At 55.6% G+C, this 26756-nt stretch carries 27 protein-coding genes; 11 read left to right on the top strand and 16 right to left on the bottom strand.

The window, feature by feature from the left end:
• The first annotated feature begins 388 nt into the window (after positions 1-388).
• Positions 389-817, top strand: coding sequence for a hypothetical protein (locus TX82_RS06600; RefSeq protein ID WP_005008411.1), 429 nt, complete (start codon positions 389-391; stop codon positions 815-817).
• Positions 818-910: 93 nt separating this feature from the next.
• Here TX82_RS06600 and TX82_RS06595 read toward each other — a convergent pair whose 3' ends face one another.
• The 6 genes from TX82_RS06595 to TX82_RS06570 form a co-directional block, all read right to left on the bottom strand.
• Positions 911-1420 carry a hypothetical protein gene (locus TX82_RS06595; protein WP_144079109.1) on the bottom strand — a complete coding sequence of 170 codons (510 nt, stop codon included), beginning with the start codon at positions 1418-1420 and terminating at the stop codon, positions 911-913.
• Between the two features lie 143 nt (positions 1421-1563).
• Complete coding sequence (locus TX82_RS06590) at positions 1564-2496, bottom strand: MerR family transcriptional regulator (RefSeq protein ID WP_187291925.1); 933 nt, start codon at positions 2494-2496, stop codon at positions 1564-1566.
• 32 nt (positions 2497-2528) lie between these two features.
• Positions 2529-2918 (bottom strand): hypothetical protein, encoded by a 390-nt coding sequence (locus tag TX82_RS06585; RefSeq protein ID WP_005008406.1) that lies wholly within the window; start codon positions 2916-2918, stop codon positions 2529-2531.
• 61 nt (positions 2919-2979) lie between these two features.
• On the bottom strand, positions 2980-3585 hold the full coding sequence (locus tag TX82_RS06580) for a hypothetical protein (RefSeq protein WP_042250704.1): 606 nt from the start codon (positions 3583-3585) through the stop codon (positions 2980-2982).
• 420 nt (positions 3586-4005) lie between these two features.
• A complete protein-coding gene (locus TX82_RS06575; RefSeq protein ID WP_005008400.1) occupies positions 4006-5457 on the bottom strand; it encodes a cryptochrome/photolyase family protein in 1452 nt (483 codons plus the stop codon).
• Between the two features lie 93 nt (positions 5458-5550).
• Entirely contained in the window at positions 5551-8649 is a 3099-nt protein-coding gene (locus TX82_RS06570) for an FG-GAP-like repeat-containing protein (RefSeq protein WP_005008399.1), read from the bottom strand.
• Positions 8650-8942: 293 nt separating this feature from the next.
• On the opposite strand from TX82_RS06570, the gene TX82_RS06565 reads away from it, so the two are divergent.
• The 6 genes from TX82_RS06565 to TX82_RS06540 all read left to right on the top strand — a co-directional run bounded on the left by TX82_RS06565 (position 8943) and on the right by TX82_RS06540 (position 13519).
• On the top strand, positions 8943-9629 hold the full coding sequence (locus TX82_RS06565) for a hypothetical protein (RefSeq protein WP_005008397.1): 687 nt from the start codon (positions 8943-8945) through the stop codon (positions 9627-9629).
• Between the two features lie 157 nt (positions 9630-9786).
• Positions 9787-10566: an MlaE family ABC transporter permease gene (locus TX82_RS06560; RefSeq protein WP_005008394.1), complete on the top strand. Its 780-nt coding sequence runs from the start codon at positions 9787-9789 to the stop codon at positions 10564-10566.
• 4 nt (positions 10567-10570) lie between these two features.
• Positions 10571-11317, top strand: coding sequence for an ABC transporter ATP-binding protein (locus TX82_RS06555; protein WP_005008392.1), 747 nt, complete (start codon positions 10571-10573; stop codon positions 11315-11317).
• A gap of 70 nt (positions 11318-11387) precedes the next feature.
• Positions 11388-11828, top strand: a complete 441-nt coding sequence (gene mlaD, locus TX82_RS06550; RefSeq protein WP_005008387.1) for an outer membrane lipid asymmetry maintenance protein MlaD — start codon at positions 11388-11390, stop codon at positions 11826-11828.
• 26 nt (positions 11829-11854) lie between these two features.
• Entirely contained in the window at positions 11855-12490 is a 636-nt protein-coding gene (locus TX82_RS06545; RefSeq protein ID WP_005008384.1) for an MlaC/ttg2D family ABC transporter substrate-binding protein, read from the top strand.
• A gap of 30 nt (positions 12491-12520) precedes the next feature.
• On the top strand, positions 12521-13519 hold the full coding sequence (locus TX82_RS06540; RefSeq protein WP_005008382.1) for a GHMP family kinase ATP-binding protein: 999 nt from the start codon (positions 12521-12523) through the stop codon (positions 13517-13519).
• A 3-nt stretch (positions 13520-13522) separates the two neighbouring features.
• Here the strand turns inward: TX82_RS06540 and TX82_RS06535 are convergent, their stop codons facing one another.
• Positions 13523-14497: a 2-hydroxyacid dehydrogenase gene (locus tag TX82_RS06535; RefSeq protein WP_005008378.1), complete on the bottom strand. Its 975-nt coding sequence runs from the start codon at positions 14495-14497 to the stop codon at positions 13523-13525.
• Positions 14498-14655: 158 nt separating this feature from the next.
• On the opposite strand from TX82_RS06535, the gene TX82_RS06530 reads away from it, so the two are divergent.
• The 4 genes from TX82_RS06530 to TX82_RS06515 all read left to right on the top strand — a co-directional run bounded on the left by TX82_RS06530 (position 14656) and on the right by TX82_RS06515 (position 17964).
• The gene (locus tag TX82_RS06530) at positions 14656-15294 is read left to right on the top strand and encodes a radical SAM protein (RefSeq protein WP_005008375.1); all 639 of its coding nucleotides are present in this window, start codon (positions 14656-14658) and stop codon (positions 15292-15294) included.
• Between the two features lie 63 nt (positions 15295-15357).
• A complete protein-coding gene (gene mutY, locus TX82_RS06525) occupies positions 15358-16473 on the top strand; it encodes an A/G-specific adenine glycosylase (protein ID WP_005008368.1) in 1116 nt (371 codons plus the stop codon).
• On the top strand, positions 16470-17606 hold the full coding sequence (locus TX82_RS06520) for a cation diffusion facilitator family transporter (RefSeq protein ID WP_005008366.1): 1137 nt from the start codon (positions 16470-16472) through the stop codon (positions 17604-17606). Before mutY ends, TX82_RS06520 begins: the two co-directional genes overlap by 4 nt.
• Positions 17607-17637: 31 nt before the next feature.
• Complete coding sequence (locus TX82_RS06515) at positions 17638-17964, top strand: putative quinol monooxygenase (protein WP_005008363.1); 327 nt, start codon at positions 17638-17640, stop codon at positions 17962-17964.
• A 6-nt stretch (positions 17965-17970) separates the two neighbouring features.
• Here the strand turns inward: TX82_RS06515 and TX82_RS06510 are convergent, their stop codons facing one another.
• From TX82_RS06510 to TX82_RS06470, 9 genes are all read right to left on the bottom strand, one after another.
• Positions 17971-19071 (bottom strand): deoxyhypusine synthase family protein, encoded by a 1101-nt coding sequence (locus TX82_RS06510; protein ID WP_005008362.1) that lies wholly within the window; start codon positions 19069-19071, stop codon positions 17971-17973.
• Positions 19072-19177: 106 nt separating this feature from the next.
• Complete coding sequence (locus TX82_RS06505; protein ID WP_042252039.1) at positions 19178-19615, bottom strand: peroxiredoxin; 438 nt, start codon at positions 19613-19615, stop codon at positions 19178-19180.
• A 115-nt stretch (positions 19616-19730) separates the two neighbouring features.
• On the bottom strand, positions 19731-19976 hold the full coding sequence (locus TX82_RS15160; protein ID WP_222822977.1) for a DUF1232 domain-containing protein: 246 nt from the start codon (positions 19974-19976) through the stop codon (positions 19731-19733).
• A gap of 20 nt (positions 19977-19996) precedes the next feature.
• A complete protein-coding gene (gene ispD, locus TX82_RS06495) occupies positions 19997-20686 on the bottom strand; it encodes a 2-C-methyl-D-erythritol 4-phosphate cytidylyltransferase (protein WP_005008356.1) in 690 nt (229 codons plus the stop codon).
• 40 nt (positions 20687-20726) lie between these two features.
• Positions 20727-22097: a DNA repair protein RadA gene (gene radA / locus TX82_RS06490; RefSeq protein ID WP_005008353.1), complete on the bottom strand. Its 1371-nt coding sequence runs from the start codon at positions 22095-22097 to the stop codon at positions 20727-20729.
• A gap of 57 nt (positions 22098-22154) precedes the next feature.
• A complete protein-coding gene (locus TX82_RS06485) occupies positions 22155-23630 on the bottom strand; it encodes a coiled-coil domain-containing protein (protein WP_005008350.1) in 1476 nt (491 codons plus the stop codon).
• 165 nt (positions 23631-23795) lie between these two features.
• Positions 23796-24488: a peptidoglycan-associated lipoprotein Pal gene (gene pal / locus TX82_RS16210; protein WP_052338211.1), complete on the bottom strand. Its 693-nt coding sequence runs from the start codon at positions 24486-24488 to the stop codon at positions 23796-23798.
• 398 nt (positions 24489-24886) lie between these two features.
• Positions 24887-26236: a beta-propeller domain-containing protein gene (locus TX82_RS15150; protein ID WP_005008345.1), complete on the bottom strand. Its 1350-nt coding sequence runs from the start codon at positions 26234-26236 to the stop codon at positions 24887-24889.
• Between the two features lies 1 nt (position 26237).
• Entirely contained in the window at positions 26238-26753 is a 516-nt protein-coding gene (locus TX82_RS06470; protein ID WP_005008343.1) for an energy transducer TonB, read from the bottom strand.
• Positions 26754-26756 lie beyond the last annotated feature (3 nt).

The raw sequence follows: 26756 nt of genomic DNA, 5'->3' as shown, positions 1-26756 counted from the left end.
TTTCCTTTACCCCCTGTTTATTCCAGATTCGTGCCAAACCACGCCCATTTCCGCACGCCCCAACTCACTTTTATGATTTTTCAATAGTTTTTGGATTTCAAAATCTGGAGTGGCACCAGTTTTATCGGCAAGCCATAACAAAGGCTGACAAAATTTGTCAGATTTTTATGAAATTTCGTACAGATTCCGGCCTTTCCGGCCCCGCCGGTCTCAATTCCGGACACGGTTTGCCTGTCATGGAACCGGTGATTCGGAATCGATGCTTGCCAAACCACAAAGGGGGAACATATTGAAGGGTATGCACACATGGGATGCCACCTGTTGCCCGCAAAGGGAGAGGGGCCAGGGCGGATGTACCAACCCACCACACTCAGGAGGGAGTTGGGTTATGAATACGAAAACAAATTGGATTGCAGGAATCTTAATGGCCGCATGCCTGCTGGTTCCCGGCCTGGCGGCGGCTCAGGAAAGCAGCACCACCCCGGCCACAGTCAAAATGACGGTGATCAAACCGGGAGAAGCACAACGCTGCAAGACGGACTTCATCGTGGAAAACATGGCGGGAGAGACAGCCGATCTCAAAGTCGTCCTGGGACACAAGGTTTATGTCGATGAACTGCTGAACCCTCAGGAACGCCGCGCATTCAGCCTGCCTGGAACCTTGCTGACGGCAAAATTTCATGGCCATGATATCCCGAAAGACAAGGATGAGGCAGTCATTATCAATCTCGGGCCGAAATCTGACATCCGGCTTCGCTGCATTCAACTGCCGGAGAATCCCAAGCCTCAAAAAGATGAACTGGCGGTATTTAAATAACCGGTGCTCCGCTTTTCTGGGTGAAAAGGGAATTCCTTCCGCGAAACCCCTTCGTCCCGGCCCTGAAAACAAGGGCCGGGACCGGGTTTCTTGTCATACGTCCACTGCATTTTGAGGGTATTTTTTAAGCAGGTCCTCGAATACCCGGTCGCGCACCGGCTCCATCCCCCAGCCAAAGCGGTCTTCCGCTACCAACAATGATTCCTCTGCCGACCCCGGGTCGCGTTTGAGGGCAAAACGAATGCCCGGGTAGTTGGCGTAGGAACGTCTTACTCCGGACGATGGAAAATTCGCTTTCTCAAAGGAAAGCACCCGGTCCCAGTTCAACCATTCTCCGGTACGCGGGTTTTTCACCTGAAGGACATCTCCTTTACGCCGCAGCCCGCGAATGGAGCACAGATGAACCAGTCGGGAGAAGGTCTGGTGGGAAAGGCCGCAGGTGGCAATGATCAGGAACACCAGGGCCCACATCTGTGTTCCCGCTGCCCAAAGGATGCCGCTCATCAGCCCCGTTACCAACGACGCGAGAACAACGCCCATATGAAACAGATTGAAGGTGGCGAGCAGGATAGTCAGAAAATTGTAGCCTGGGTAGCGGTTCAAGAACATGGGTATGGAGGGTGTGATTTTTTGAAGTAGACCGTCCCGGCAGGGCCCGTTGATTTATTCTTGCAGAAAACACAGGAAAGGTCTAATGGCTTTTCCCCGAAAGGGAGGGGACCTTCTTACAGCACCGGGGGAACGAATCAGGAAAAGGGTGTCTTTCCGGACAGCCACTCGAAGTATTCACCAAACTGGGAAAATCGATGCACCCCAGGCATGCCCTCTGGAGCGCCCGCTCCCCCAACTATCAATTCCACGCTTGGAAACAATCCTTTTCTCAACTCAGTGAGTTGGGATTCCACTTCGCTTTTGGACATCCATGAAGATACGCTGACAGCCAGAAGGAGGGCTCCGGATTTTCGAGTGGCATCTTTTATATCCTGCACAGGCGTGTCGGCTCCCAGATACAGAATCTTGAACCGGGTGAGCGAGGTGATGACAGCGCACATCAGCAGGCCCAGTCGGTGTGTCTCCCCGGGCAGGGTGGTGAGCACCACAATGGACCCTTCCTTGCGGTCATTGAGCGTACGCCATTTGTCCGCAAGAAAATCCGACAGCCTTTCCGACGCGAAGTGTTCCTGAGAAACCGTAAGCTCTCCCATGGCCCATCCCTGACCAAGACGCTTCAGAAAAGGACCCGCATAATCGAGTACGAATGACAATGGACCCTGCCGCCCCCACTCTTCGTGCAAACTCTGGGTGAGGCTCGCTTCGTCATAAAGATGCACGGCCCGAATCCATTTTTCGACAATGAGGTTCCTGCTTGCCTGCCCGGACGCCGCACCTTCCACAACCGGAGAAACCCTGGAAGCCCTGCCAGGCCCGACCCCTAGCAAGGCCTGCAGTTCTTCCAGGGAAGCTCCCACCACTCGTCCGGCACGGAACCCGGAATCCAATGCCTGCGCCACCGCTCTCAGCCGAGGAACTTCATCCCGCGGATAGCGGCGGTGCCCCGAAGGAAGGCGGTGCGCCTGAGGCGTCCCGTACCTCTTTTCCCAGATGCGGAGGGTGTGTGTGCTGATTCCCGTCAGCCGCGACAGTTCTCCGATCGGTATCCATTGGGCAATTTCGCTCATGGCATTCATGTTTCCGATTCCTTCCTTATTTCTCAACAATGCACCCGCACGGTTGAATCCTTGCTCTCGTTACGAACCTGGGCAACGTCATCCATGTACACTGTTTTTCCCAGCTGCTTGGCAAAAGACAGGCTTTCCCTAATCGAATACAATCGCTTTCCGTTGCCTGTGATGGCATCGTTGCTGAACTTCTCGATACCAAGATCAACCCGCACTGTCGCTCCCGTCTCTGAATCGTTTTCAATCACAAAATCATTCTGGCAGCTGGTGACCCAGCCGGGCTTGAGAAGCACGGTGCTATTGGGTCCATGCATCCATTCGTAACCACCGATTTTTGTTTCGCTGGCGGGGGCTTTCACCGCAGGGGCAAGAATCAGGGCGCACATTATCATGATCGCGAAACTTTTTCTAATCGTATTCATGGTTGTACTCCTCTTGTCAAAATTGGTTGAATTCGTTTTGCTTCCCTGCCTTGCGGACCGATCAGAACCGGTCCGCGTTGTTGGATACCGTACGCTCGGCGACCACGCCCCCTTGCAGTTTCCGGTGCACCACCAACCCACCGGAAGTGCGCATGGCCATGTAGGGCAGGTCCATGATGTCCGCCTGAAACGCATTCCCGATTCGAATGCCGTACTCATCCAGAAGAGTATGCTCGAACTCACTCAGTCCGACGAAGGCCGGGCCGGATGTGCTGTTGAGACGATCCATTACTTTTTCGTGGGTGGTGTTGGAAAAAGTCCACTCGATGTGACGGACGGCATGGTCATGTCCGGCATGGCTCTCTCTTGCATTCTTCATCATGAAGGCAATTCCTTCCAATTCACGAACCGGGATGGTCTCGGTTGCGGCGATGCGGCTCATGTCAGCAATATTCAGGATGCGGAGACCCATCGTGGTCCGCTCCACGTTCAGCACGTGCCCGTTGTAATGACTTTTGAAACGGTTGTTCACCTTGATCCCATAATGATCGAACTTTCGCTGTTCGAACTTGGAGAGACCCAGCGTTCCCAAAGACTTCGTGGCTTGAAAACTGCGGTCGATTTTGGCCTGAATGGTTTTGGAAAATTCCCATTTCACCGGAACCATGGAATGATTGTGCACTGAAGAGGCCCAGGCGGTGCCGGACATGGAAAGAAGAAGAGAAAAAGGGCTGCTGTTTTTTTATTTGGTGGAAGCGTTTCATTGCGTACCTCCTTATTTGAAATCCCGTTGGTCTGACGTGACGAATTCACGCGTTTTCATTAATTGTCTAATATCAATTTTATACAAATATTAAGAATTGTCAATATTTATTTAAACAAAAATAACAAATTTGTCTAATTAATTTATAACTTATTGATTTTTAAGTTAATAATTTTTGAAAATAAGGAGGCAGTTGGGATTTTTTACGTTTACAGTGGGCTTGTTCAAAAAGAATCAGTTAAAAACTTAGACAAATGACCGGGGATGAAAAAACCGTAGAGATAGGGGAGGTGGAGATATTCCAGGGGAATGGAAGAAATGAGGTCAGGATTCTTCCGCCGGGGTCAAGGCGGCCTGGGCGACGTCCTGAAACAATTTGAGGGCCTTTTCTCGCTGGAGGGCATGGTCCACAATCGGGTCCGGGTAATCCTTACCCAAGCGACATCCGGTTCTTTCCTTTTCGGAATCAGGCGCATCGTGTGGCCAGTGAATGTGGGTGTTGGAAAACGCGGCCAGCTCCGGCACGTTTTCGCGGATGAAGCGTCCTTCCGGGTCGAAGTTCTTGGATTGGGTGACAGGATTGAAGATGCGAAACCACGGCTGGGCGTCGCAACCGGTGGAAGCGCACCACTGCCAGCCGCCATTGTTGGAAGCGAGTTCGAAATCGATCAGATTTCTTGCAAACCAGGCTTCCCCCTTACGCCAGTCAACGAGCAAGTCCTTGACCAGAAACGATGCCACCACCATGCGCAGGCGGTTGTGCATCCACCCGGTGCGGGCGAAGTGCCGCATCGCCGCATCGATCAATGGATAACCCGTCTCTCCCGCGCACCATTTTTTGAAATGGGATTCTTTTCCCGGCCAACGGATGCTGTCGTATTCGGGACGGAACGCGCCACGAACCACATAGGAATAGCGGTCGAGGATGGTCTGGTAAAAATCGCGCCAGATCAGTTCCGACAACCAGGTTCGCGCGCCCTCATTTTTTCTGCCCATGGCATTGCGCACGAGTTCCCGAATGGAGATGGTGCCGAAACGCAGGTGCACGGAAAGGCCTGATGTTCCGTGCTTCAAGGCGGGAAAGTCGCGGTCTTTGTGATATCGGTGGATGTATTTCTGAAATTTTCTCCAGGCGGCGCGGGCACCCTCCTCCCCCGGTTGAACCCACAGCTCGTTCTCTTTAAAACCAAGGGATCCGAGGTCCCAGGGCTCGATCCATTCCTTGAAAACTTTTACCGGTGCCAGCCGTTTCAGGTTTGGCTTTTCCTCCGCCACATGTTCGGGACGCAATGCCCCCAGCCAGGCATTTTTATACGGGGTGAATACCTTGAACGGTTCCCCCTGTCGCGTTGCGATGTCCGGATATTCGAACACGACCTGATCCATATAAGAATGAAACGTCACATCCCAGATCTTGAGTTTCTGTTCGACGATGCGGTCGCGTTTTCTGGCGTAAGGATCGTAGTCGCGGTTGGTGAACACCGCATCGACTTTCAATTCCTGGGCAAGACGGGGAATGTCCAGTACCGGGTCGCCGTGGCACACCAGCAGGTCGGCCCCTTTTTTAACCAGCCGCGCCTGCATTTCTTTCAGGGAATGATGGATGAAGTTGACCCGCCGGTCGTCCTTGTCTTCCAATTTGCGAAGGATGTTGGTGTCGAACACAAACACCACGATCACCTCGCGGGCTTGACGGGTGGCAGCCGTAAGCGCGGTGTGATCCCGAAGACGCAGATCGCGCCGGACCCAGCACAAGGCTCTTTGGTAAACGGCCATAATTGGAGTTCCGATTTTTCAACAATCTTCCCATTGTATCCCGTGAGGACGGGATTTGTGTGGATTAAATGGAGAAAGGTTGCCCGGATGGACTCAATTGCGGGAGATGAGGTATTCCCCGCCGGCGGCCATAGGCCTGGAAATCGTGGATGTGGTGCCGTCGCTCCAGCGGATTCCCACCCGGCTCACGAAATCGTGCGCGCCCAGGCCGAAATGCGCGAACGCCGCGTCAAACGAGTGAAAACCGCCCCCGGCGCGGATTTCCCGCATCTGGTGGCGGCCGCCTTCCGGCCCGTAATGGAGGGTGATGCGGCAACCGATGCAGTTGCGGTTGCCTTGCCCGTCCTGCAAACGGAAGGTGATACTTCTCTTTTCGCTTTCGCCGTTTATATAAATTTTGAATGGGCCGTACAGCGTGTTGACCACCAGGTCCAGGTCGCCGTCGCGGTCGAAATCGATGTAGGTGTAGGTGGAGCTGTGGTCGAAGTCCTGCAGTCCGAACTCCTCCTCCGCCTGGAGAAAGGTTTTTCCCTGCTGGTTGTGGAAGAAATTATTGGACGTGTACTCCTGCGTGATCAACACGCCGTTCACCACGTAAAGATCCTGCCACTCGTCGTTGTCGAGGTCCACCCAGCGCGCGTTCCAGCTCCATTCCGCCGTGGTCACGCCCATCATCTCGGACACGTCTTCCATCGTGTGGTCCGTATTTCCTTTCAGCATGACGTTGGACATGCTGCGGAAAGGGATTTCTTCATCGCGGTTGTACTGTTTCCAGTCTGCCTCAAAATACAAATCGCACATCTTGTACCCCAGTACGTGGCCGGGATCAATCCGGTCGCAGAGTTCGGGATCGTCGTTGCGCGTGGCGAGGAGCGCCATGCGCGTCACCATGCAGTCGCCGATGTCGCGCCGGTTGCCGAGCACACTGCACCGTTCGTGGATATCCTGTTTTTCCGGATTGAGCAGGGTGACGAGTTGCATCAGGGTGTCGCACTCCCGGCGGGCCAGCACCTGCGTGCCTCCATCGCAGAAGGTGCGTCCGCGTTCCTGCATGAACGTTCCGAAGATGTTCGACACGACATCGATGCCCCGGCTCATGCCGATGTTGGCGAGGTACAGGTCCGGCACCAGATCGTTGTCGATGTCACCGGTGTCCATGCTCATCGTGTTTTCGGTGGTGATGGGGATGACCCCATCCTGCCTTTTGATCTTGCGGAACGCGCCGCCGCCTTCGCCGAAATAATACGTGTCTGCCACGCGGTAGTCGTTGCCCACCGTGAGGTCCTGCACCGCATCCCCGTTGAGGTCGGTGAACAGCACGGTGTGCGTCTGGCCCGGAATGCCCGGCAGGGGTTTCACTTCAAATTCCAGGTTGTCGTTCAGCACCAGTTGATTGGCCGCGTTGGTCACGGGCGTGCGGGTGAGGATGCCGAGATGGTAATTGCCGTTGGCGATGTCGAGAAAGCCATCACCGTTCACATCGGCGAATGCCAGAGCGCTGGTCAGCACCGTGTCCCCGTTGGGCACGCGCACCACCTGGGGGGTCTTTCCGGACTTGCCGGGGTTGTGCCACAGATAATTGCCTTCGTGGAACGTGGTGACGAACACGTCCAGCCAGCCATCGTTGTCCAAATCCACCACCGCCACACTGATGGCCTCTTTCCCCGCGATCTCGCCCAACGGCACATCCAGCTTTTCAAACCGCCGTCCTTCGACATTCTGGTAGGCCTCGAAACCATTGTCCGTCGCCGCCACCACGTCCACCCAGCCGTCGCGGTTGAGGTCGCCGGAAGCCACGCCCCGGCCGAAATAAAAGGGGTCGATGAAATTGCGCGGCGTCAGTTCATTGGAATACGTGATGCCCATCTCCGGTCCTGGAACCGAACGGAACATTTTCCCCGTTTCGTTGCGGTTGCGTTTGCCATGCGGCGTGAACGCGACACGCAGGCCATCTTCCTCAAACAGCAATTCGGAGGAACGCGGCGAGGTAGGCACGTACTCCATCCGCTCCGGCGGAGATCCTCCCGTATTCAAGTTGGCTGAAACTTTCACCAACGGTTCTTTGGGGGCGCTGGCGACAAACGCATCATATTGTTCCAGCCATTGGATGTGGCGGTAGGAGGAAAACTTGTCCGCCGCCAGGCCGACGCCCATGCCAACCACGGCGACGATGACGAACAACTTCACCGCCACCCACGTCGAGAACGTGCGCGACACCACCATAGCCGAATACACGCTGAACGTCCCCAGCGTGAACAGCAGGGTCATCACGAATCCGTCCGCCAGTTTCGACATCATCATCGCCTGCGTGAGCATGATGTCGAACGCGATGGGCAGAGGCAGAAACGTGCCCAGCACCGCCAGCACGCTGAGGTTGCGGACGTCCGGTTGCAGGCCGATGAATCGGTCGAGAGTGATGAGATGGCTCAGCACCGCTCCCATCAGCCCGGCGAGGAGCATCAGCGGGAACGTCCGCACAAAAATGTACTTAAAGGAACGAAAAAAATCCTTCACCGCGCCCACAAACGCCTCGCCCCAGCTTTCCTTCTCCACCACCTCCACATCGCAGGCGTCGAACACCGGATTCGGTTTCTTCTCTTCGTTCCGTTTTCTTATGGGCGCGTTCTTGGAGATGAACGGCACAATGAGCAACACCAGAAGAAACGTGGCGCCGACTTTCAACACCGCCATGTAAAACGGAAAAATAGAAAACAACATGGTGAGCACGACGATGTTCAACGTGGGCGAGCTGAACATCACCGCGAGCGCCGTTTCCATCCGGCTTCCCGCGTCGTAGATTCCCTTGGCGATCGGCGCGACGCAGTTCACGCACACCCCAAGCGGCGTTCCCACCATCATTCCAAGCAGGCTGTTGCGAAAACGGTTGGGCGAAGGCTTTTTCGGAAGGTAAGACAACAGGGCAAGAAATCCACCCGCCAGCACCAGGCCGAAACTCATGCCCTTCCAGTTCGTCTCGTACCAGTTGAGCGTGGTGTACATTATGCGCGTCGTCAGATCCGCTCCCGGTGGAACATGAAAGTGCGCTTCATGGGACAGCTTGTCCTCGAAGGCCTCGGTGCCGGACATGGCGGCTTTACTGCTGAGCGCGGGGTAACGCGACATCAGCCAGAATCCCACCGCCACGCACAAACAGAAAACAGCTACGAATACGACACGCCGGTTACGGATCATTGGAACTCAAATCTGGGGTAAATTCTTATATGAGAACGGATAATCTCGCTTTCACATACACTCGGTTTTCGGGAAAGAAATAAGGTCTCATTGTATCCAAAAAGAACTGAAATTCCTACTTATGGAAGGAAAAAGTCTTGGCTTGTTTTCCCACAGACCCAATTTTTTCAAATTCTTTTGAATAACCGTTGGCTTCCACCCGGCGGCGCATTAAAATAAAAGGGTTGGATGGATTCACAAGATCCTGTTGAAGTGAAAACCGAACGACCTGTCGATTTGTGGGGGTGGATGATATGCCGATCAAGTTCACACACGTCGATCTGAGGGAGGAAGACACCACCGAGTCGTTTTTCTCTCACCAATTTCTGAGCGCCCGGATCAAAACCGGGCACGAGTCCAACGAGGGGTTTGACCCCATATTCACTGAAGGGCGCAGTGACGAGTGGCTGGAGGCCAACTGGAAAGAAGTCAAGGACAACGACCTGATGTACGAGGAAGACGTCAACCAGTACATCACGCTGACGCTTTCCGAACTGGCCAACCCCCGGTCGCTCGCCTGCTTGAACGAGTACCTCATCGATATCAACTCCGACGCGGGGCGCATCGCCGTGTCGCTCAACAGCAAGTCCAACCGCTTCACCCTGTTTCGCGTGAACGCGGACTTTCTTTTGCTGAACCTGGGGCTGTTCCGCTCCGACCTGTACCGGGACAGCGAGGCATACATGGACAAGGGCGGGTCTTATTATTTTTCCGCCGCCGCCAGCCTGAAGTCGCTTCAGGGTGGGCGCACCGGCCTGTCCGACGTGATGGAAAAACTGTCCATCAACTTCGGCAAATACGTGGAAATCTTACGGCAGATGAAGCAGGACGCCGACAATTACCTGAGCTTTCACACGAAGATTCCGGAAGCGGAAATGAAGCAGTTGGAACACCTGCTGACTCTGGAAGTTCAGAAGAAAAACAAACCCGGCCCCGGATAAACCGGGGACCGGCTTACCGCAACGTGACGGTTCTGGCGGATTCGCCGGGTTCCACCTGCCGCCCCGCCGGACGGCATCACCACCCAACCCGCAATCAAGGCATCCCTCCGAGTGACGGGAACCGGAACGCGGTTCCTGGAGACGGCACACCCCAATCATGATCCTTCTGCAAACGACAGGACGTTTCACCCTCGACTTCATCCAGAAACTGGGTGTACGGCTGATTTTTCTTGTGCAGGTAATCGGCTGGGCGCTCCGTCCTCCTTTCAAGTTACGCGAGGTGGTCAAACAGACCAATTTCATCGGCGTCAAATCCCTGTTCGTCATCCTTCTCACTGCCGTCTTCACCGGCATGGTGCTCGGCATGCAGGGCTATTACTCGCTCCGTAAATTCGGATCGGAAGGGTTGCTTGGCTCCGCTGTAGCGTTGACCATCATCCGCGAGCTGGGTCCCGTACTTGCCGCGCTCATGGTTACGGGCAGGGCTGGCAGTGCCATTGCCGCGGAAATCGGCATCATGCGCATCTCCGAACAGTTGGACGCACTGGACACCATGGCCCTCAGCCCGCTCAAGTACGTGGTCATGCCAAAGGTCGTCGCGGCGCTCATCGCCATCCCCCTGCTCACCGCCATCTTCGACGTGGTCGGCATTTTCGGCGGTTATATGGTTGGGGTGCACATGTTCGACGTCAGCGCCGGGTCGTTCATCAGCGGCATGGAACTCAGCGTGGAGTGGAAGGACGTGTACAGCGGCATCGTCAAGTCCATCTGCTTCGCGCTCCTCATGGTGTGGATCTGCTGTTTCGAGGGCTACTTCGTCGAGCGTTACAGCGGCCACGGCGCGGAGGGCGTGAGCCAGGCCACAACACACGCGGTGGTGCTGTCTTCCGTCAATATCCTTGTCTGGGATTACGTCATCACTTCCTTCATGATCTGAGCCCATGATCCAAATCAAAAACCTGCAAAAACGATTCGGCAGTCAGGAAGTACTGAGAGGGGTGAACCTAGAAATCCCGGAAGGTCAGATCACCGCCGTCATTGGGCGGAGCGGTACCGGCAAGAGCGTTCTGCTGAAACACATCATCGGCCTGCTCAAACCGGATGCCGGCACGGTGACGGTGAACGGCGATGACATCACGAAAGCCGACGGACACCGCCTCAACGAACTGCGCAAAAAGTTCGGGATGCTGTTTCAGAATGCGGCGCTCTTGGACTCGATGAGCGTGTACGACAACGTCGCCTTTCCCCTGCGCGAAAAAACGAAGTTGAAGGAAGCGGAGATCCGGGAACGGGTCGAGAAGGGCCTGGCCAACGTCGGCATCGTCGGCATGAACCACAAGTTTCCCGCGGAACTCAGCGGCGGTATGAAAAAACGGGTAGGACTCGCCCGCGCGCTGGTCACGCAACCGGAAATCATCCTGTTCGACGAACCCACCACCGGCCTCGACCCCATCATGAAAAAAGCCATCCACCAGTTGATCTTCGACACCCAGCGGCAGTTCGGCTTCACCGCGATCATGGTGAGCCACGACATCCCGGAGGTGTTCGACTTCGTCGACCGGGTGGCCATGCTGTTCGACGGCGTCATTCACGAAACGGGCACACCGGAGGAAATGAAACAATCTGAGAACGCCGCCGTGCGGCAGTTTTTGAACGGGGATCTCGACGGCCCCATTCAGATCAATTAACAACTGACAACCCCGGCTCAAATCGGGTATCCTTACAATCGAATGGAAGGTAATCGGGAGACTTCTTTTAATGAATAGCCGCCGTATTGAAATCGTCGTGGGCCTGTTCGTGGTCGCGGGCATCCTCAGCCTCGGATGGCTGTCGTTCAAGCTCGGCAAGAAAGAACTCCTCGGCACCGACCACTACTCGGTGTTCGCCGACTTTGAAACCGTGTCCGGCCTGCGCCAGAATGGTGAAATCGAAATCGCCGGCGTGGTCATCGGCAACATCGGCAACATTGGTTTGCACAAGGGCATGGCGCGGGTGGAACTCAAGATCCGCAACGACATCACCTTGCCGGAAGACACCATCGTGTCGGTGAAAACCCGCGGCCTGATCGGCGACAAGATTTTGAGCTTATCCATGGGGGGCTCGGAAGAAACCGTTCCGCCGGGAGGCGTATTGTTTGAAACCGAACCCGCCCTCGATCTCGAAAGCCTGATCAGCAAGGCGGTTTTCGGCGACGTTTGATCATTCCAATTCCACGGAATCCGTTTATGAAAAATTCATTGGTTTGCAAACTGTCTCATGGAGCCCTGACCTTGCTACTGACCCTCACCCTGGTCTCCAGCGCATGGGCTTCTGCGGTGACCGACGGGCTGAAATCCACCATCGACCGGGTCATCAACGTTGTCACCGACGACAAGTACAAAAACGACCCGCAGGCGCGGCGCGCCAAATTACGCGGCATCATCAACCCCAAGTTCGATTACATCGAAATGGGCAAGCGTTCGCTGGCCAGAAACTGGCGTGACCTCAGCCCGCAGGATAGAAAAGACTTCATCGATCTGTTCGGCCAGCTTCTGGAAAACTCCTACGCCAAAAAAATCGAGTCGTATCAGAACGAAGAGATCCTGTACGTCGATGAGGTCATCAAGGGCAAGTACGCCATGGTGAAAACCGAGATCAAACGCAAAAACGATGTCATCGGTGTCGATTACAAGTTGATCCAGAACGGCAGTGACTGGCAGGTGTACGATTTCATCGTCGAGGGCGTGAGCCTCATCCGCAACTACCGGTCGCAGTTCAACAAGATCATCAAGAAAGACTCGTTTCCCGTGCTCATGAACAAGCTGAACAAAAAAGTGAAAGACCTGGAAGCGGGAACCGCCGACGACAAGGACGAACTCTGATTCACCCCGCCCCTCCTCCCCGGCCGACGCATGATTGAAAGTTCCGCTCCGACACGCATCGACCTTTCAGGCGGCACGCTGGACCTGTGGCCCCTGCACCTGTTCTTCGGCAACCCACCGACCCTGAACGCCGCCATCAACCTTTACGCGCGGGTGGAGATCCGGCAACGCCGTGACCGAAAACTGGTGATCGAATCGCGCGACCTCAACCGCCGCGCCACCTTCGCCCGTCTCGACCGCCTGCCGGACAAAAAGCATCCGCTGGAGTTGATCCTGCGGCTTGTGAAATTTTACGCGCCCAGGCGGGGACTGGAAATCGTCACGCACTGCGCCGCACCGGCGGGCTCCGGTATCGGGGGCTCCTCCGCGCTCAATATTGCGTTGAACGGCGCGCTCAACCGCTTCACCCAGCGCGGATACCGGCGCGAACAAATGATCGAGATCGCCAAGAACATAGAAACGCAGGTCATCAACGTGCCCGCAGGCACACAGGACTACTTCGCCGCCATGTACGGCGGCCTGCAGGCGGTACAACCGTATTTCGACCGGTTGGCGTCGAACCCAATCCACTTTGAATCGGAGGACGCCACACAGCGTTTCGTGTTGTGCTTCACCGGCAAACCCCGAAACTCCGGCATCAACAACTGGACGGTGTACAAGGAAACGATCAACGGCAAGGCTTCGGTCAGGAACAACCTGCAATGCATCGCAGATATCGCGCGCGAGATGGAGTCGGTCCTCAAAAACAAAAACTGGAGCCGCTTCGCCAAACTGTTCTCGGCGGAATGGAAGGCCCGGAAGGCCCTGGCGCCGGGCATCTGCACCAGGGAAATGGAAACGATGATCCGCGCCGCGGACAGGGCAGGCGCGCTGGCTGCCAAGGTGTGTGGAGCGGGCGGCGGCGGGTGCGTGGCGTTTTTCGTGCCACCTCAGAAGAAACACGCCGTTCAGGAGGTATTGCAAAAACAGAACGCGCGGGTTCTGGATTTCCGTTTCGTCAAACGCGGGCTGGTGGTGAAATCCGGCTGAGGCTCAACCGCCGTTCCAGCCGGGCACCAGCGTACGCGGTGTGGCGCCGTCCAGCGCATCGAACACGTTGTCCACCACCAGGTTCGCCATCACTTCGCGCGTGGCGTGGCTGGCACTGCCGATGTGCGGCGGGATGAGGATGTTGTTGAGCTCCGTCATGCCTTCGGTGAGTTCCGGTTCGTTCTCGAACACGTCGAGGGCCGCGCCCGCAATCGTTCCCTTCTTCAGCGCCTCCACCAGGGCCCGGTCATCCATCACCTTGCCCCGCGCGGTGTTGATGAGGTATGCCGTCGGCTTCATCATGGCGATCTGTTCAGCGCGGATCATGTACCGCGTCTCCTCCGTCAGCGGCACATGGAGCGTCACAAAATCCGATTCCCTGAGCAGCTGCTCGAGGGGCACGAATGCAGCGTTCAGGCGTTGCTCCTGCTCTTCCGGCAGGCGGTTTCTCTGGCAGTACAGCACCTTCATGTCGAATCCCAACGCACGGCGCGCCACAGCGCGTCCTATTTCCCCGCAGCCGATCACACCCAGCGTTTTGCCGTACACATCATGACCGAGAAACAGCTTGGCCTGCCAACCCGTAAAATGGCCCTCCCGCGTGTACCGGTCAGCGGGCACGATGGCGCGCGCAATGCCCAGCATCAACGCCCAGGTGAGGTCTGCCGTTGTCTCGTGCAGGACCCCCGGTGTGTTCGTCACCCAGATCTGGTTCTGCCGTGCGCGGGCGACGTCGATATTGTTGAAACCCGCACCGTAGTTGGCGACCAGTTTCAATTTGTTTCCAGCCCCCAGCACTTCGCTGTCGATGCGGTCGGACAGGTAGGTGACCATGGCATCGCTCTCGGCGGCGCGCTGTTTCAATTCGGCGACGGGCAGCGATGCCCCTGAATCGTTATAAACAACGTGGCAACGCTGGCGCAGCCGTTCGAGCGCGGTTTCAGAAAAGATATTGGTGACGGTGACAACGGGTTTCATGAGTTCCTTCGGTTCAAAAGTTCGCAATGCAGGAAAGTTTTTTAATGATAGGAAAATTTTCCACCTCCCGCCACCCCAAAGCGGCATCGCCGCACGAGCCTCTTCTCTCCGCGGTTTTTCGGCGTGAACCGGGCCGGGGGTTGGGGTAAAATCGTCCTATGTTGAAAGTGACCGAAATCTTCAAAAGCGTGCAGGGGGAATCGACCCGTGCGGGCCTGCCGTGCCTGTTTGTCCGGTTGACGGGATGCAACCTGCGTTGCCGGTGGTGCGACACGGAATACTCCTTCTACGGCGGCAAGTCCATGAGCCTGGACGAAATCATCCATGCGCTCACCCCGCATAAGATTTCGCTGGTGGAAATCACCGGCGGCGAACCGCTCCTGCAGGACGAAGTGTACGAACTGATGCAGGCGCTCCTCGACCGCGATTACACAGTGATGCTGGAGACCGGTGGGTCGCTTTCTCTCGAACACGTCCCCGCGGCGGTGATCAAGATCGTCGACCTAAAATGTCCGGGGAGCGGCGAGGTGATGCAGAACCGCTACGACAATCTCGACCGTCTGCAACCTCATGACGAGGTGAAGTTCGTCATCGCCGACCGTACCGATTACGAATGGAGCCGCGACACGCTGAAAAAATACAACATCGATCAAAAAGGGCAGGTGTTGTTTTCACCCGTGTACGACAAACTGCCTTTGAAGGACCTGACCGAATGGGTCCTGGAAGACGGACTTCCCGTTCGCGTCCAGACACAACTGCACAAATGGATCTGGGGCAAGGACGCCATCGGCGTCTGATAGCATTCCCCCTTTCCAGTCACCTTTCTCCGGTTGGAACGTAACCGGGGATTTCCGGAATCAATGAAACCGCCCTCTTTCGCAAAAACCATCCAGCGCGCCTTGCTCAAATGGTTCGATTCCGACCAGCGCGCCATGCCGTGGCGCGAAACCAGGGATCCGTACCGCATCTGGGTCTCGGAGATCATGCTTCAGCAGACGCAGGTGAAAACGGTGGTCCCTTATTACGAACGCTGGGTGAAATCGTTTCCCACAGTTGAAAAACTGGCCCGGGCCCGGGAGAGCACGGTGCTGAAACACTGGGAAGGACTCGGTTATTACTCCCGCGCCCGCAACCTGCACAAGGCGGCCAAACAGATCGTACGGGAGCAAAACGGCAACGTACCTGATACGATGGAAGGCATCCTGTCGCTTCCCGGCATCGGCCGTTACACCGCAGGCGCGGTGTTGAGCATCGCCTACGATCAGCCCGTCCCCGTACTCGACGGAAACGTCAAGCGCGTGCTCTCGCGCCTGTTCGGTCTCATGGAAAACGGCGCAACGAAACAATCCGAAAACACCCTGTGGCAACATGCCGAATCCCTGCTCCCGCAAAAACGCCCTGGGGACTTCAACCAATCGCTGATGGAGCTGGGTGCCACGCTCTGCCTCCCGCAGAATCCCATGTGCCTGCTCTGCCCTATCGTTCAACACTGCGAGGCCCACCGGCAGGGCGAACCGGAAAAATTTCCGCCACCCAAAAAGCGGGCCTCAACAAAAAAAATCGAAGTGAGTGCCGCCATCATCCAAAGAGACGGGAAGGTGTTCATCCAGCAACGTCCCCGTGAGGGCCTCATGGGGGGATTGTGGGAATTCCCGGGCGGCAAACGCGAACCGCATGAAGATTCCGAAACCTGCCTGGTGCGGGAAATCCGGGAGGAACTCGGCGTGAATGTGGCCATCCGCGAAAAGGTGATGACCATCCGGCACGCCTACACCCGGTTTCGCGTGACCCTGCACGTATTCGACTGCACGGTGGAATCCGGCAGGCTGCGCCCCACGCAATGCGAACAATGGCGCTGGGTGCCGATGAACAAGCTGGACAGGTACACATTTCCCGCCGCCAACGTGAAAATCGTGAAGCATCTCATGCAGAACGGCGGGACAAAAGCCAACCCCAAACGATCACTCAAAACGTGAAACCCATTATCAAACTCACCCCGGCGACGAAAGCCATCCTGGTTGGCGCACTCGGCAACTTCGTATTGTCTGTGATGAAGATCATCGCCGGCATTGTGGGACGCAGCACTGCGCTCGTCGCTGACGGGGTGCATTCCCTGTCCGACCTGCTGACCGATACGGTGGTGCTGTTCACGTACCGCATCAGCCAGATTCCAGCAGACGACAATCACCCCTACGGGCACGGCAAGGTGGAGAACATCGGCTCCACCATCATTGGCATTGTGATCATTACCGTCGGTGGCGGCTTGATTTACGAATCGTGGCAATCCATCCAGGCGGAAACGCAACAGGTACCGACACTGGTTGCGGCCATCGTTGCCGGATTGACCATCGTTATCAAGGAAGGACTGTACCAGTACACCCATCTCATGGGGAAAAAGGAGAGCAGTCCGTCTGTCGTTGCCAAGGCGTGGGATCATCGCGCCGATGCGGGTTTGTCCCTGGCCACGCTTGTGGGTATTTCCGGTGCCATGATGGGGTACCCGATTCTGGACCCGATCGCCGCAGTCGTCGTCGCCGCCGGTATCCTGCATGTCGGATACGTCATTGTGCGGGACGGCATTCAGGATTTAATGGATGCGGGGATGAGCGAGTCCAAGGCGCTGGAAATTACGCAGTTCATCAACAGCGTTCCCGGGGTCATTCGGTCGCACGACCTGCGTTCGCGCAAGGTAGGGGGCGATTTCCTGTTGGACGTCCACATCCAGGTGGACCGGGAGGCGTCGGTCACGGAGGGTCACCAGGTTGCCGAAGCGGTACGGCGGCGGTTGATCCGCGAGGAACCCGAAATCCAGGATGTGATGGTCCACGTCGATACCGAAGACGACACCAACTTCGAGCCGATCTACCAGGTGAACCGCGGCGATTTGATCCGCCTCGCCGATCCCGTGATCGCCGGAACCCCCGGGGTCGCCGAGCGAACGCGCATCCGCACGCATTTTCACTATGGCCGGATCGTTCTGGAGGTGTACGTCAGGCTGGAAGCGTCCCTGAACCGGGAGCAGGAAATTCAAACCGTACAGGGACTGAAGAAACGGCTCTCTGCATTGGATCACGTGAATGAGGTGCGCGTGTACCTCGAAACCGAATGAATCATTGCCTAAACGACAGGAAAGGAGATTCATGCCAATCTGCATGACGGCACGTTACCAGGTGGAACCGGAAATGGTCGAAGACATCAAACAAACGGTGAAGGAGTTTGTGAAGTACATCCGTATCAACGAACCCACCACCCTGTTCTACATGGCAAATCAGGAGATGGGGCACCCGACGCGGTTTCTCCACGTGATGATCTTCGAGGATGAAAAAGCGGTGGAACGGCATCAACGGTCCCCGGCCACCAAGCGGTTCGTGGACGTGGTTTATCCCGCCGCACTCGAGCCGCTGGAGTTCAGCGAATTTTATATACTTGGATACAAGGCGGCCTATGAGGGAACCGGAGAGCCTTAACCCGGTTTACTTCTTCACCTTGAACTCTTTCAGGTTTTCGCGGGACCACTTGATGGAAAGCTTCGGCCGGTTTTTATGGGCTTTTTTCTGGAAAGCCGAGCCGAAAATGAGGGGCAGGGAAACGCTCGGTTCAACAAAGGCCATGCAATGGTTGGCTTCCTTGTTGATTTTGCCCCAGGACTGCGCCTCCGCCAGGGTACTGCCGCTCAGCCCGCCCCAGTGCGGCGAATCCGTAGTCATCTGAATCGCGTATTTGTGCCCGCCGGTGTTTTTGCCGAAAATGTAGCTCATCACGATGGAATCGTTGATGTAGTTTTTCGGCACGCCTCCCGCCACGTAAAAAGCGGAGGTGCGTTTCGATTTGCAGACGATTTGCGTGATCTCGTAGTTGTCGCGGATGGAGTCGATGGTGATCGGTTTCCGGCCTTCCCGTTTCGCCACGTAATAGTGCTCCGTCAACCCGATTCCTATGCTGGAATCGTTGATGGCGGGACAGAAGATGGGCACGCCTTTTTTGCGCGCGGTGACGAGAATGGACTCCGGATCGTCGATGGATTTCGAAAGGTAATGCAGGAACTCGCGGCTGGAGTAGGAGCGCGGTTTCAACGTGTCGGCAAAAGCACCGATCATGGAATCGTATTGCGCAAACTTTTCCTCATCGACATACGTGTCATAGATACGGTTGATAAGCAGATCGCGCAGGACCCGGTCGTCCGCATGCGGGCTTCCACGATAATGCCCTGCCCCCTGCGCCGCATAAAAATCCTGATACAGAACCGCACCGGTGGACACCACCACATCGACCATATTGTAATGAATGAGATCGCGAATGACCTTCCTCAATCCCGCCGCAATCAGCGGACCCGCCAGCCCGAGCATGATGGTCGGGCGTTCCTTGTCGGTCAGCATGCGCTCAAAAACGCTGGCGCACATGCCCACGTTCCGTGCCTGAATTGACGCACCTTTGAACGCGTCCACCAGATCGGCCACGTTCTTGATCTGTGTGTAATCAATGGGCGAAATTTTGGTTTTAAGGAGGTTTTTTTTGAGCTTTTTTTCTTCGGAATCGAGGGGATGAAGACTTTTCAGAAAATCTTTGTAGGCCATTTCTACTCCGGTTGCTTGCTGATGAAATGGAAATCATAGCCTTCCATTCCTTCAAAATCAAGCCCGGAGAAGAAATGGCAATGTCCCATACCACCGGAACACCGCGTCAAATGCGGGAGCACAGGTCGTTGGCGTGGTTTTTCGTATCCACCTGGTCAATCGCTTCCGCGATTTTTCCGTTTTCATCGATGACGTAGGTGATGCGCGATGCATACTGGTCGTCCTTGCTTTTGATGGCCTGGTAGGCGAGGGAAATTTCGCGGCCAACGTCACACAAGAGAGGATACGGAAAATTGAATTTTTCGGCGAAAGCCTTGTTGTCGGCTTCGTTGTCCAGGCTGACGCCCAGGATCACCGTGTTCTTTTCTTTGAACTGGTCAAAGGCATCGCGAAAACCCTGCCCCTCCATGGTGCAGCCGGGAGTGTCCGCTTTCGGAAAAAACCACAGGATCACTTTCTGCCCCCGCAGGTCTTTCAGTGTCACCCGGTTTCCGTTGTGATCGTTGACCAGAAAATCCGGCGCTTCGGTTCCAACTTTCAACATCTGTCTCCTCCTTCCGAGAATACGGTCCCACAGTGTCTGGGCGATGAATTTGACGAGCGACCATTTGATCATTTCAGGATAGGATGCGGATCCGGTGCCTTGAGGTTTAAAAACTTCACGGACCGCGGGGACCGTCCTTTTCATTCCCGGGACCGGGTTTCAGTCCGCGGCCCAGAAACGCCGTCAAATCAATACCATAATAACGAAGCGCGGCCAGCACAAGAGCGCAGGCGGCGGCCTCGTCCAGATTCCCCACCAGAGGAAGGTTGTCCGGGATCAATTCAAAAATCCCGGCGGTGGGGTTGATTAGGTAAACCAAACCCAGAAAGCCGGCGGCCGCGACGAGAATGCGTTTGGTCAAACCCCGCTCCTCCATCGTCGTCACCCTTCCAAGAGAAGCTCAGCGATTTTTTCTCCCAACGCCAGATCCTCCGACCGCGTTATCTTGATATTCAATTCCGAACCGGTGATGATTTTCAAGGGGCGCCCCAGCCGCTCGATGAGCGATCCTTCGTCGGTGCCGTAATAACCATCCGCGGCGGCATTTTCGTACGCTTCTTTTAGCAGCGCGTAACGAAACGTCTGCGGTGTCTGCATTCGCCACAATCCATTGCGGTCCACGATGCCCTCGACGAACTGTTCCTTGTTCACTTTCTTGATGGTGTCGCTGACAGGAATCGCAACGATCGCGGCACCGTCTACCCGCGCCGCGGCAATAGAAGCTTCGATGTGTTCCGGCTGGATGAAAGGCCGCACACCGTCATGCACGACCACGATATCCGTATCCGCGTCCAGGGCATGAAAACCGTTACAGACCGAATCCTGCCGCTGTTTGCCTCCAACCACAACGTTTTTGATCTTGGTGGAGACCGACTCCGCCAGTTCGCGCACCATGTCGAGATCGCTCGCCGGCACCGCCAGCACGACTTCATTCACCACGCCACACCGTTCAAACGCTTCGAGTGTGTGCTGCAAAATGGGTTTTCCGCAAAGTGTCAAAAACTGTTTGGGAACGTTCGTCCCCATGCGCACACCCTGCCCGGCGGCGGGAATGACGGCAGCCACTTTCATGATGGTTCCTGTTGCAAGTTAAAGAATGGGACGGCGTTCACTATAAAATCGTTTCCAGGGCTTCGGCAAGGGTTTTCACCCACACCACCTCGAGGGAGGGAGACGTGCCGCCCGGCGATTTGCGCGAACTGTGCGGCACCACGCAACGGGAAAACCCGAGACTGGCGGCCTCCAGCAGGCGCGGCTCCAGTTGAACCACAGAGCGCACTTCTCCGGTGAGACCGACTTCGCCCACCACAACCACCCCCGGATCGACAGGCCGGTTCTGAAAGCTGCTGGCGATGGCGACGGCAATGCCCAGGTCCACCGCCGGTTCGGATACTTTGATACCCCCTGCAAGGTTGACGAAAATATCTTCCCCCGCGAGGTTCAGCCCCAGCCGCTTTTCCATGATTGCCACCAAAAGCGTCATGCGGTTGGGATCGACTCCGGTCGCCATGCGGCGCGGCATGCCGATGGAGGACGACCCGCTGACCAGGGCCTGCACTTCGACCAGCAGGGGCCGCGTGCCTTCCATGGTGGCGACGATGACCGAACCGGTGGTGTCCTGAGGCCGCTCGGCAAGAAAAATTTCCGAAGGGTTGCCGACCGGCGTCAGTCCTTCCTGCGACATCTCGAAAACACCCATCTCCGGCGTCGCACCGAACCGGTTCTTGATGGCACGCAGGATGCGGTACGAATGGCCGCGCTCGCCTTCGAAGTACAGCACCGCATCGACGATGTGCTCGAGAGACTTGGGACCGGCGATGGCACCTTCTTTCGTGATGTGCCCGATGATGACCACCGGGAGCGAACGCGCCTTGCATTCCTGAAATACCTTGAACGCCACCTCGCGCACCTGGCCGATGCTCCCCGGGGCGGATTGCAGGTCTACCGTGTAAAACGTCTGAATGGAATCGAGCACCAGCACATCCGGTTTCGACTGATCGATCAGGCGCAACACCTCCTCGATACAGATCTCAGCACCGATGATGAGGTCGTCATCCAGACAACCCAGGCGCTGGGCCCGAAGCTTGATCTGTTCCGGCGACTCTTCGCCGGAAACGTACAACACTTTTTTTCCGGAGCGGGCAACGCGCCACATGCTTTGCAGAACCAGGGTGGACTTGCCGATACCCGGGTCGCCACCGATCAACACAAGCGACCCCGGAACCAGCCCGCCCCCCAGGGTACGGTCGAACTCCTCAATGCCCGTGGGAAGACGCGAGGAAGGAGCTTCCAGAACCTGCGTGATGGGTTGCAGGGACGGTGTTTCTTTTTTGGCGCGGGGACCGCGTTTGGAATCGGACGAGGGTGGGGACACCTCTTCCACCAGGGTGTTCCAGTCTTCGCACGCGGGACACTTTCCCATCCACTTGGGAACGCGGTGTCCGCAGGACTGGCATACAAATGCCGTCAGGGTCTTCGCCATTATGAATTCGTTCCCAGCATTGCGACAGGTTCTGTTTGATTCTTCATTTTCACTCGATCATTTATTCAGGATTTTCAGAATATCGTCACCGCGCGCAATGGCCACGTTGCCCTTGCGACGGAGATCCTCCAGGCGATCCCGGAAATCTTTGTGTGTCTCCGTAATGGACCCGGTGACGGTCTGGATGTTCTGGTTGATCTTGTTCTGGTTACCGAGGACCTGTTCCAGTTTGTTCTGTTCCTGTGCAATGGTTTTCAGAATCTCCACCAGCCTGGAAATTTTCTCATTGCTCAAGTTGTCTTCCGTGCGCCCGGCGTCGATCTTTTGCGACACGGCGTCCATCTTATCGTTGATCTGGGCGGTGCTGGTAAGCACCCCCTTGGTGGTGTCCACCAGCTTGGCAAATTTTTCATTGGTCTGCTGGCCCAGAGTGCGGACCTGGTCCAGCTTCTGGTTTGCCGTGTCTAGTTGCTGCTTGGCGGCGGCGTTTTGCGAATCGAGTGATTGCAGTCCCGCCGCGAGCTTGTTCATCTTCTCATCCGAGACCAGCAGGTTGCTCTGAATCACTTCCTGCTGTTTGAGCAACTGCTGGTTCATGACGCGCAAAGCTTCCTGCGCCTGCGCGGTTTCGGCAAGGCGCTTGTCCACGATTTCCTTCAATTTTTTCATGGTCTCGCGGGTCAATTCAATGTCCTGCTTGTTTCCCTGCTGATGCGCGGAAACCTCATCCAGCTTTACCAGTTCCGACTGCTGCTGCTTGAGGCTGTCAGATAGGATGTCGATCAGCTTCTGGTTTTTTTCCTGGTTTCCTTTCTGCACGGTTTCCAGGCGCATCACACCGGCGAGAATGTTTTCATCATGCTTGTTGAGCGTTTGGAACCCGCTGGTCATGACCTGGTTGTTTTGCTTTTGCAGATTGGCCATTTCCGTCACCGCCGAAACGGCGCGGCCGATACGCTGTTCCTGCGCCTGTCCGATGCGGTCCATATCCTGCGCCAGCCCTTTCTGCAATCCATGAAAGTTCGTCTCAAGATTTTTCATGAAAGCCTGCTGATCGGCTTTCTGCTGTTCCGCCTGCCGGTTCAGGGCTTCAATTTGCCCCGCGAACTGGTTTTTCAGATCACCGGTCAGTTTTGCTTCCAGGCTGTTCATCTGGGTTTTAACGCGGGTGATGTCGCCATCCAGTTTCACATTGGCTTTTTGATTGATCACCTGGTTCTGCTCGATAGACCCCTGCAAAGAAGCCAGACTGCTGTTGAGCAGTTCGACCTGACGGGCAATCCGGTTGTGACGTTTGAGCGTGATATCATTGAGCCTGTTCATTTGGTCCACTAACTGACTCTGGGCCTTTTTAACGGCCGCCAGTTCCGGGAACAGGTTTTCCACCAGCCGGGTATTCAGTTTTTTGAGTTCTGCGTGGATTTGTTCATCCGAGGCATCACCACCACCAAACAATTGCGCAAATCCGTTGCTGCCCAACAGAAACAAAACAAAAATAGCGGTTAAGAAAAATATAAGAGGCTTGGTTTTCATGGTTTCTTCCCGCGAAAAGATTGGGTTGAAAGTGGATCAACTTTGTAGAAAAAGTCGATGACAGGCTTTGAAAAGTCGAGGACAAAAAAAATCGACCGCAACAAGTATACCCTGTTGCGGTCGATCCCTTGAAGAGCAAATTTTCTAACTGCTGAATCGTCAACCTTATTCAGAAATCAGAAAATGCGCGCGGCGGTTACGCCACCAGCAATTCTCACTGCTTTCAAAGCAGAACGGCTTTTCTTCACCGTAGCTGATGGTGTGCAGGCGGCTTTCATCCACACCCTGAGAGGCCAGAAACTTCTTGGTGGCCAAAGCCCGGCGCTCGCCGAGACCCAGGTTGTAGTTGTTGGTACCGCGCTCGTCGCAGTGCCCCTGAATTTCCACTTTGGCATTGGGGTTCTGCTTGAGCCATTGCACGTTGGCGCGCAGGCGATCCTTGCTTTTTTCATCGAGGTCAAAGCTGTCAAAGGCGAAGTAAACGTCTTCGATCTGCGCCGTAGGTTCGAATGCAAGCAGGCGTGCCTCCTCGATCTTTTCCGGTTCTTCCGGCTGCTCAAACACCTTGGCGGTATCCTCGATAACCGGATTTTCCTGAGGCTCGGCGACAAACGTGTTGTTGCTCATGTCCATTTGTTCGACCTTGGTGGTTTCCTCTTCCTTAGGCGCCTCTACCTGGAAATCAGGAATGGTGGACGACTCCACATTTTCCTCAGGTGATTCGGTAATGAAGGCTCCACTTTCCTCGGTTTCCTGAACCTGGATATCGAAACCCTCTTCCGGCTGGGTTTCCGGTTCCGGAGTGGGTTCCGGCTCCACCGATACGGTTTCGACGGGCTCCTCAGGAGGATTTTCCACTTCAGGAGCGAGCTTCTTCGCACACCCTGTAACTCCTACCGCCAAAATAAAAATGGCAATGCCACAAATCAAACGCATTTTTTTGCCTTGAGTAAATTGTTCATAATGTTTCAACCTCTTGTTAACGAATCCCCTCGTGTTGATGTAGCTATATTATAAAACCGATTCTTTAATTTTTTAACTATGCCGTATTTACAGGGAAAATAACTCTAAGCATTGTAATCAATTTTTTCCCAAAATCCAAATTGAGTTTTTAAATAAATTTTTTAAAAACAACCAGTTAAAGGAACGCCGCCGGGCAGCTCCTTAATTCACCATTTTTCAATTGGAAATCCCTGTAGCCGATTTGACCCGTAGAAAACCCGATTCTTCCCAGTTCGGGGCAACCTGAGGAAGGGTCAATTGGTTTCTCCCTGCAAATACCGTCTGGGATAGGGGGACCAGGTTGGGCTGTAACTGCCTTGGGGCAGGTGCGTCAGCTGGCGGCTGGGTTTTCCGTTGAATCCCTTGATATGAATCGAAGAATACCTCCCGTGTGCCACACGGTAAGCCAGAAAGCGGCCATCAGGGGACCAGGAAGGTTCTTCCTTATTACTCGGACCCTGAGTAAAAAGCGCCGTTTTTCCTGTTTCTGGAAAGAACAACCGGATCTGATGGTAATCCCCCACCCGGGAAGTGTAGGCAATTTTATCGCCATCCGGCGACCATGCGGGGTTGTCGTTGTACCAGGAATCGAAGGTAATGCGGCGCACGCCCTGTTGATCCCCATCCTCGGCGTCCATGATGTAAATCTGCGGACGTCCCGCTCCCGCGCGGTCGGATGTGAACGCAATGCGTTTGCCGTCCGGCGACCAGGTGGGTGAGGTATCTATATTAAAGTGTCGGGTCAGCCGCGTCAACTCGTTCCACCGGCTGAGCGTGTAGATTTCAGAGTTCTCGTCCTTGCTGAGCGACAGCGCAATGCGCGATCCGTCCGGCGACCACGACGGCGCGGAATTGAGGCCGGGAATGTCCAGAAGCGTGCGGCGCTTCTCCCCGTTGGTGGACATGAGAACCATATTGGGGTTGCGGTCACGGTAGGAGGTGAAGACGATCGTACGGCGGTCCGGCGACCAGTTGGGCGACAACACCACCGACTGCTCGTCGGAAATCTGTTTCAAATTCTCGCCGTCGAAATCGACCGCATACAATTCCTTGCCGAAATCACTGGTGGCGAGGAAACCGATTTGCGTCTCCGCCACGCCGCGCTTTCCGGTCAGCTGGTCCATCAACTCGTCGGCAAACCTCTGCATGATGGTGCGCACATACTGCCGACCGCCCTGATAACGTTTTCCCATCAGGTAACGGTTGTGAACCACGTCGTAAAGACGAAAGACAAACTGCACGCCACCGTTCAGCCCTTCAGTGCGGTACTGTGTCTTCACCAGCCACTGCGTGCCGATGCGGCTCCATTCGAGGAACAGGGGACGCGACTGCCCGCCCTCGGTTGCCGCCAAATCCGCAAACACTTCGGTTTCCATGGGCCGGAACAACTCGAACAGTCGCAGGTTGGTTTGCAGAATCTCCCGTGCTTCCCTGGCAAGATCCGCATCCTGCCCCGGTTCGGTTTCATAAAACGGAGGGATGGCAATTTCAATTTCCGTCGCCGTTTCCTTATAAAGATCCAGCTCCACGTCCAACTCGGCCAACGCCGGCAGGGGAAACAGGAACAGCCCGAACCACACAATTATCGTGAAGGCGAATCGCATATTATTTTTTCGCAATGTATTTGAAGTTTATGGTTATGTGCAGGTTGGGCTCTTTCAGTGCGGAAGGAAATTTGGGAAACGGGGCCGAATCCTTGATCGCCATGAGCGCCAATTTATCCAACTGCGAATCGCCGGAGCTGGCCACCAGTTCCGGCTGGTCGATATTGCCTGCACGGTAAATATAAAAGGAAACCTTCACCTCATTGTGCCCCGCACCGAGGGGGTTTCTCCAGTTTTTGTAAATCTGCTGGTGCACGCGCCCGACGTACTGTGAAAGCGGGTCCGCCGCCTGGGCCTGCCCGACCGGCCCCTGATACACAAACGTCTGCTTGCTGCCCGCGCCGGTTCCCTTACCCTTCACGCCCTTGCCCAGCGTGTCGGATTTCACCGCCCAGATACGGCTCTTGAATTTCACCGGCTGGGATTTCACCGCCTCGCCCATGTCGAAACTGACTTCCACTTCATGCTGTTTGTCGAGCGAGGCAATCTTGTCCAAAACCTGCTGGGTCGATTCCATCTG

Source organism: Nitrospina gracilis 3/211 (assembly GCF_000341545.2).
Taxonomy (GTDB): domain Bacteria; phylum Nitrospinota; class Nitrospinia; order Nitrospinales; family Nitrospinaceae; genus Nitrospina; species Nitrospina gracilis.
The sequence above is the reverse complement of the archived record's forward strand: the minus strand, read 5'-3'. Positions and strand labels throughout refer to the sequence as shown.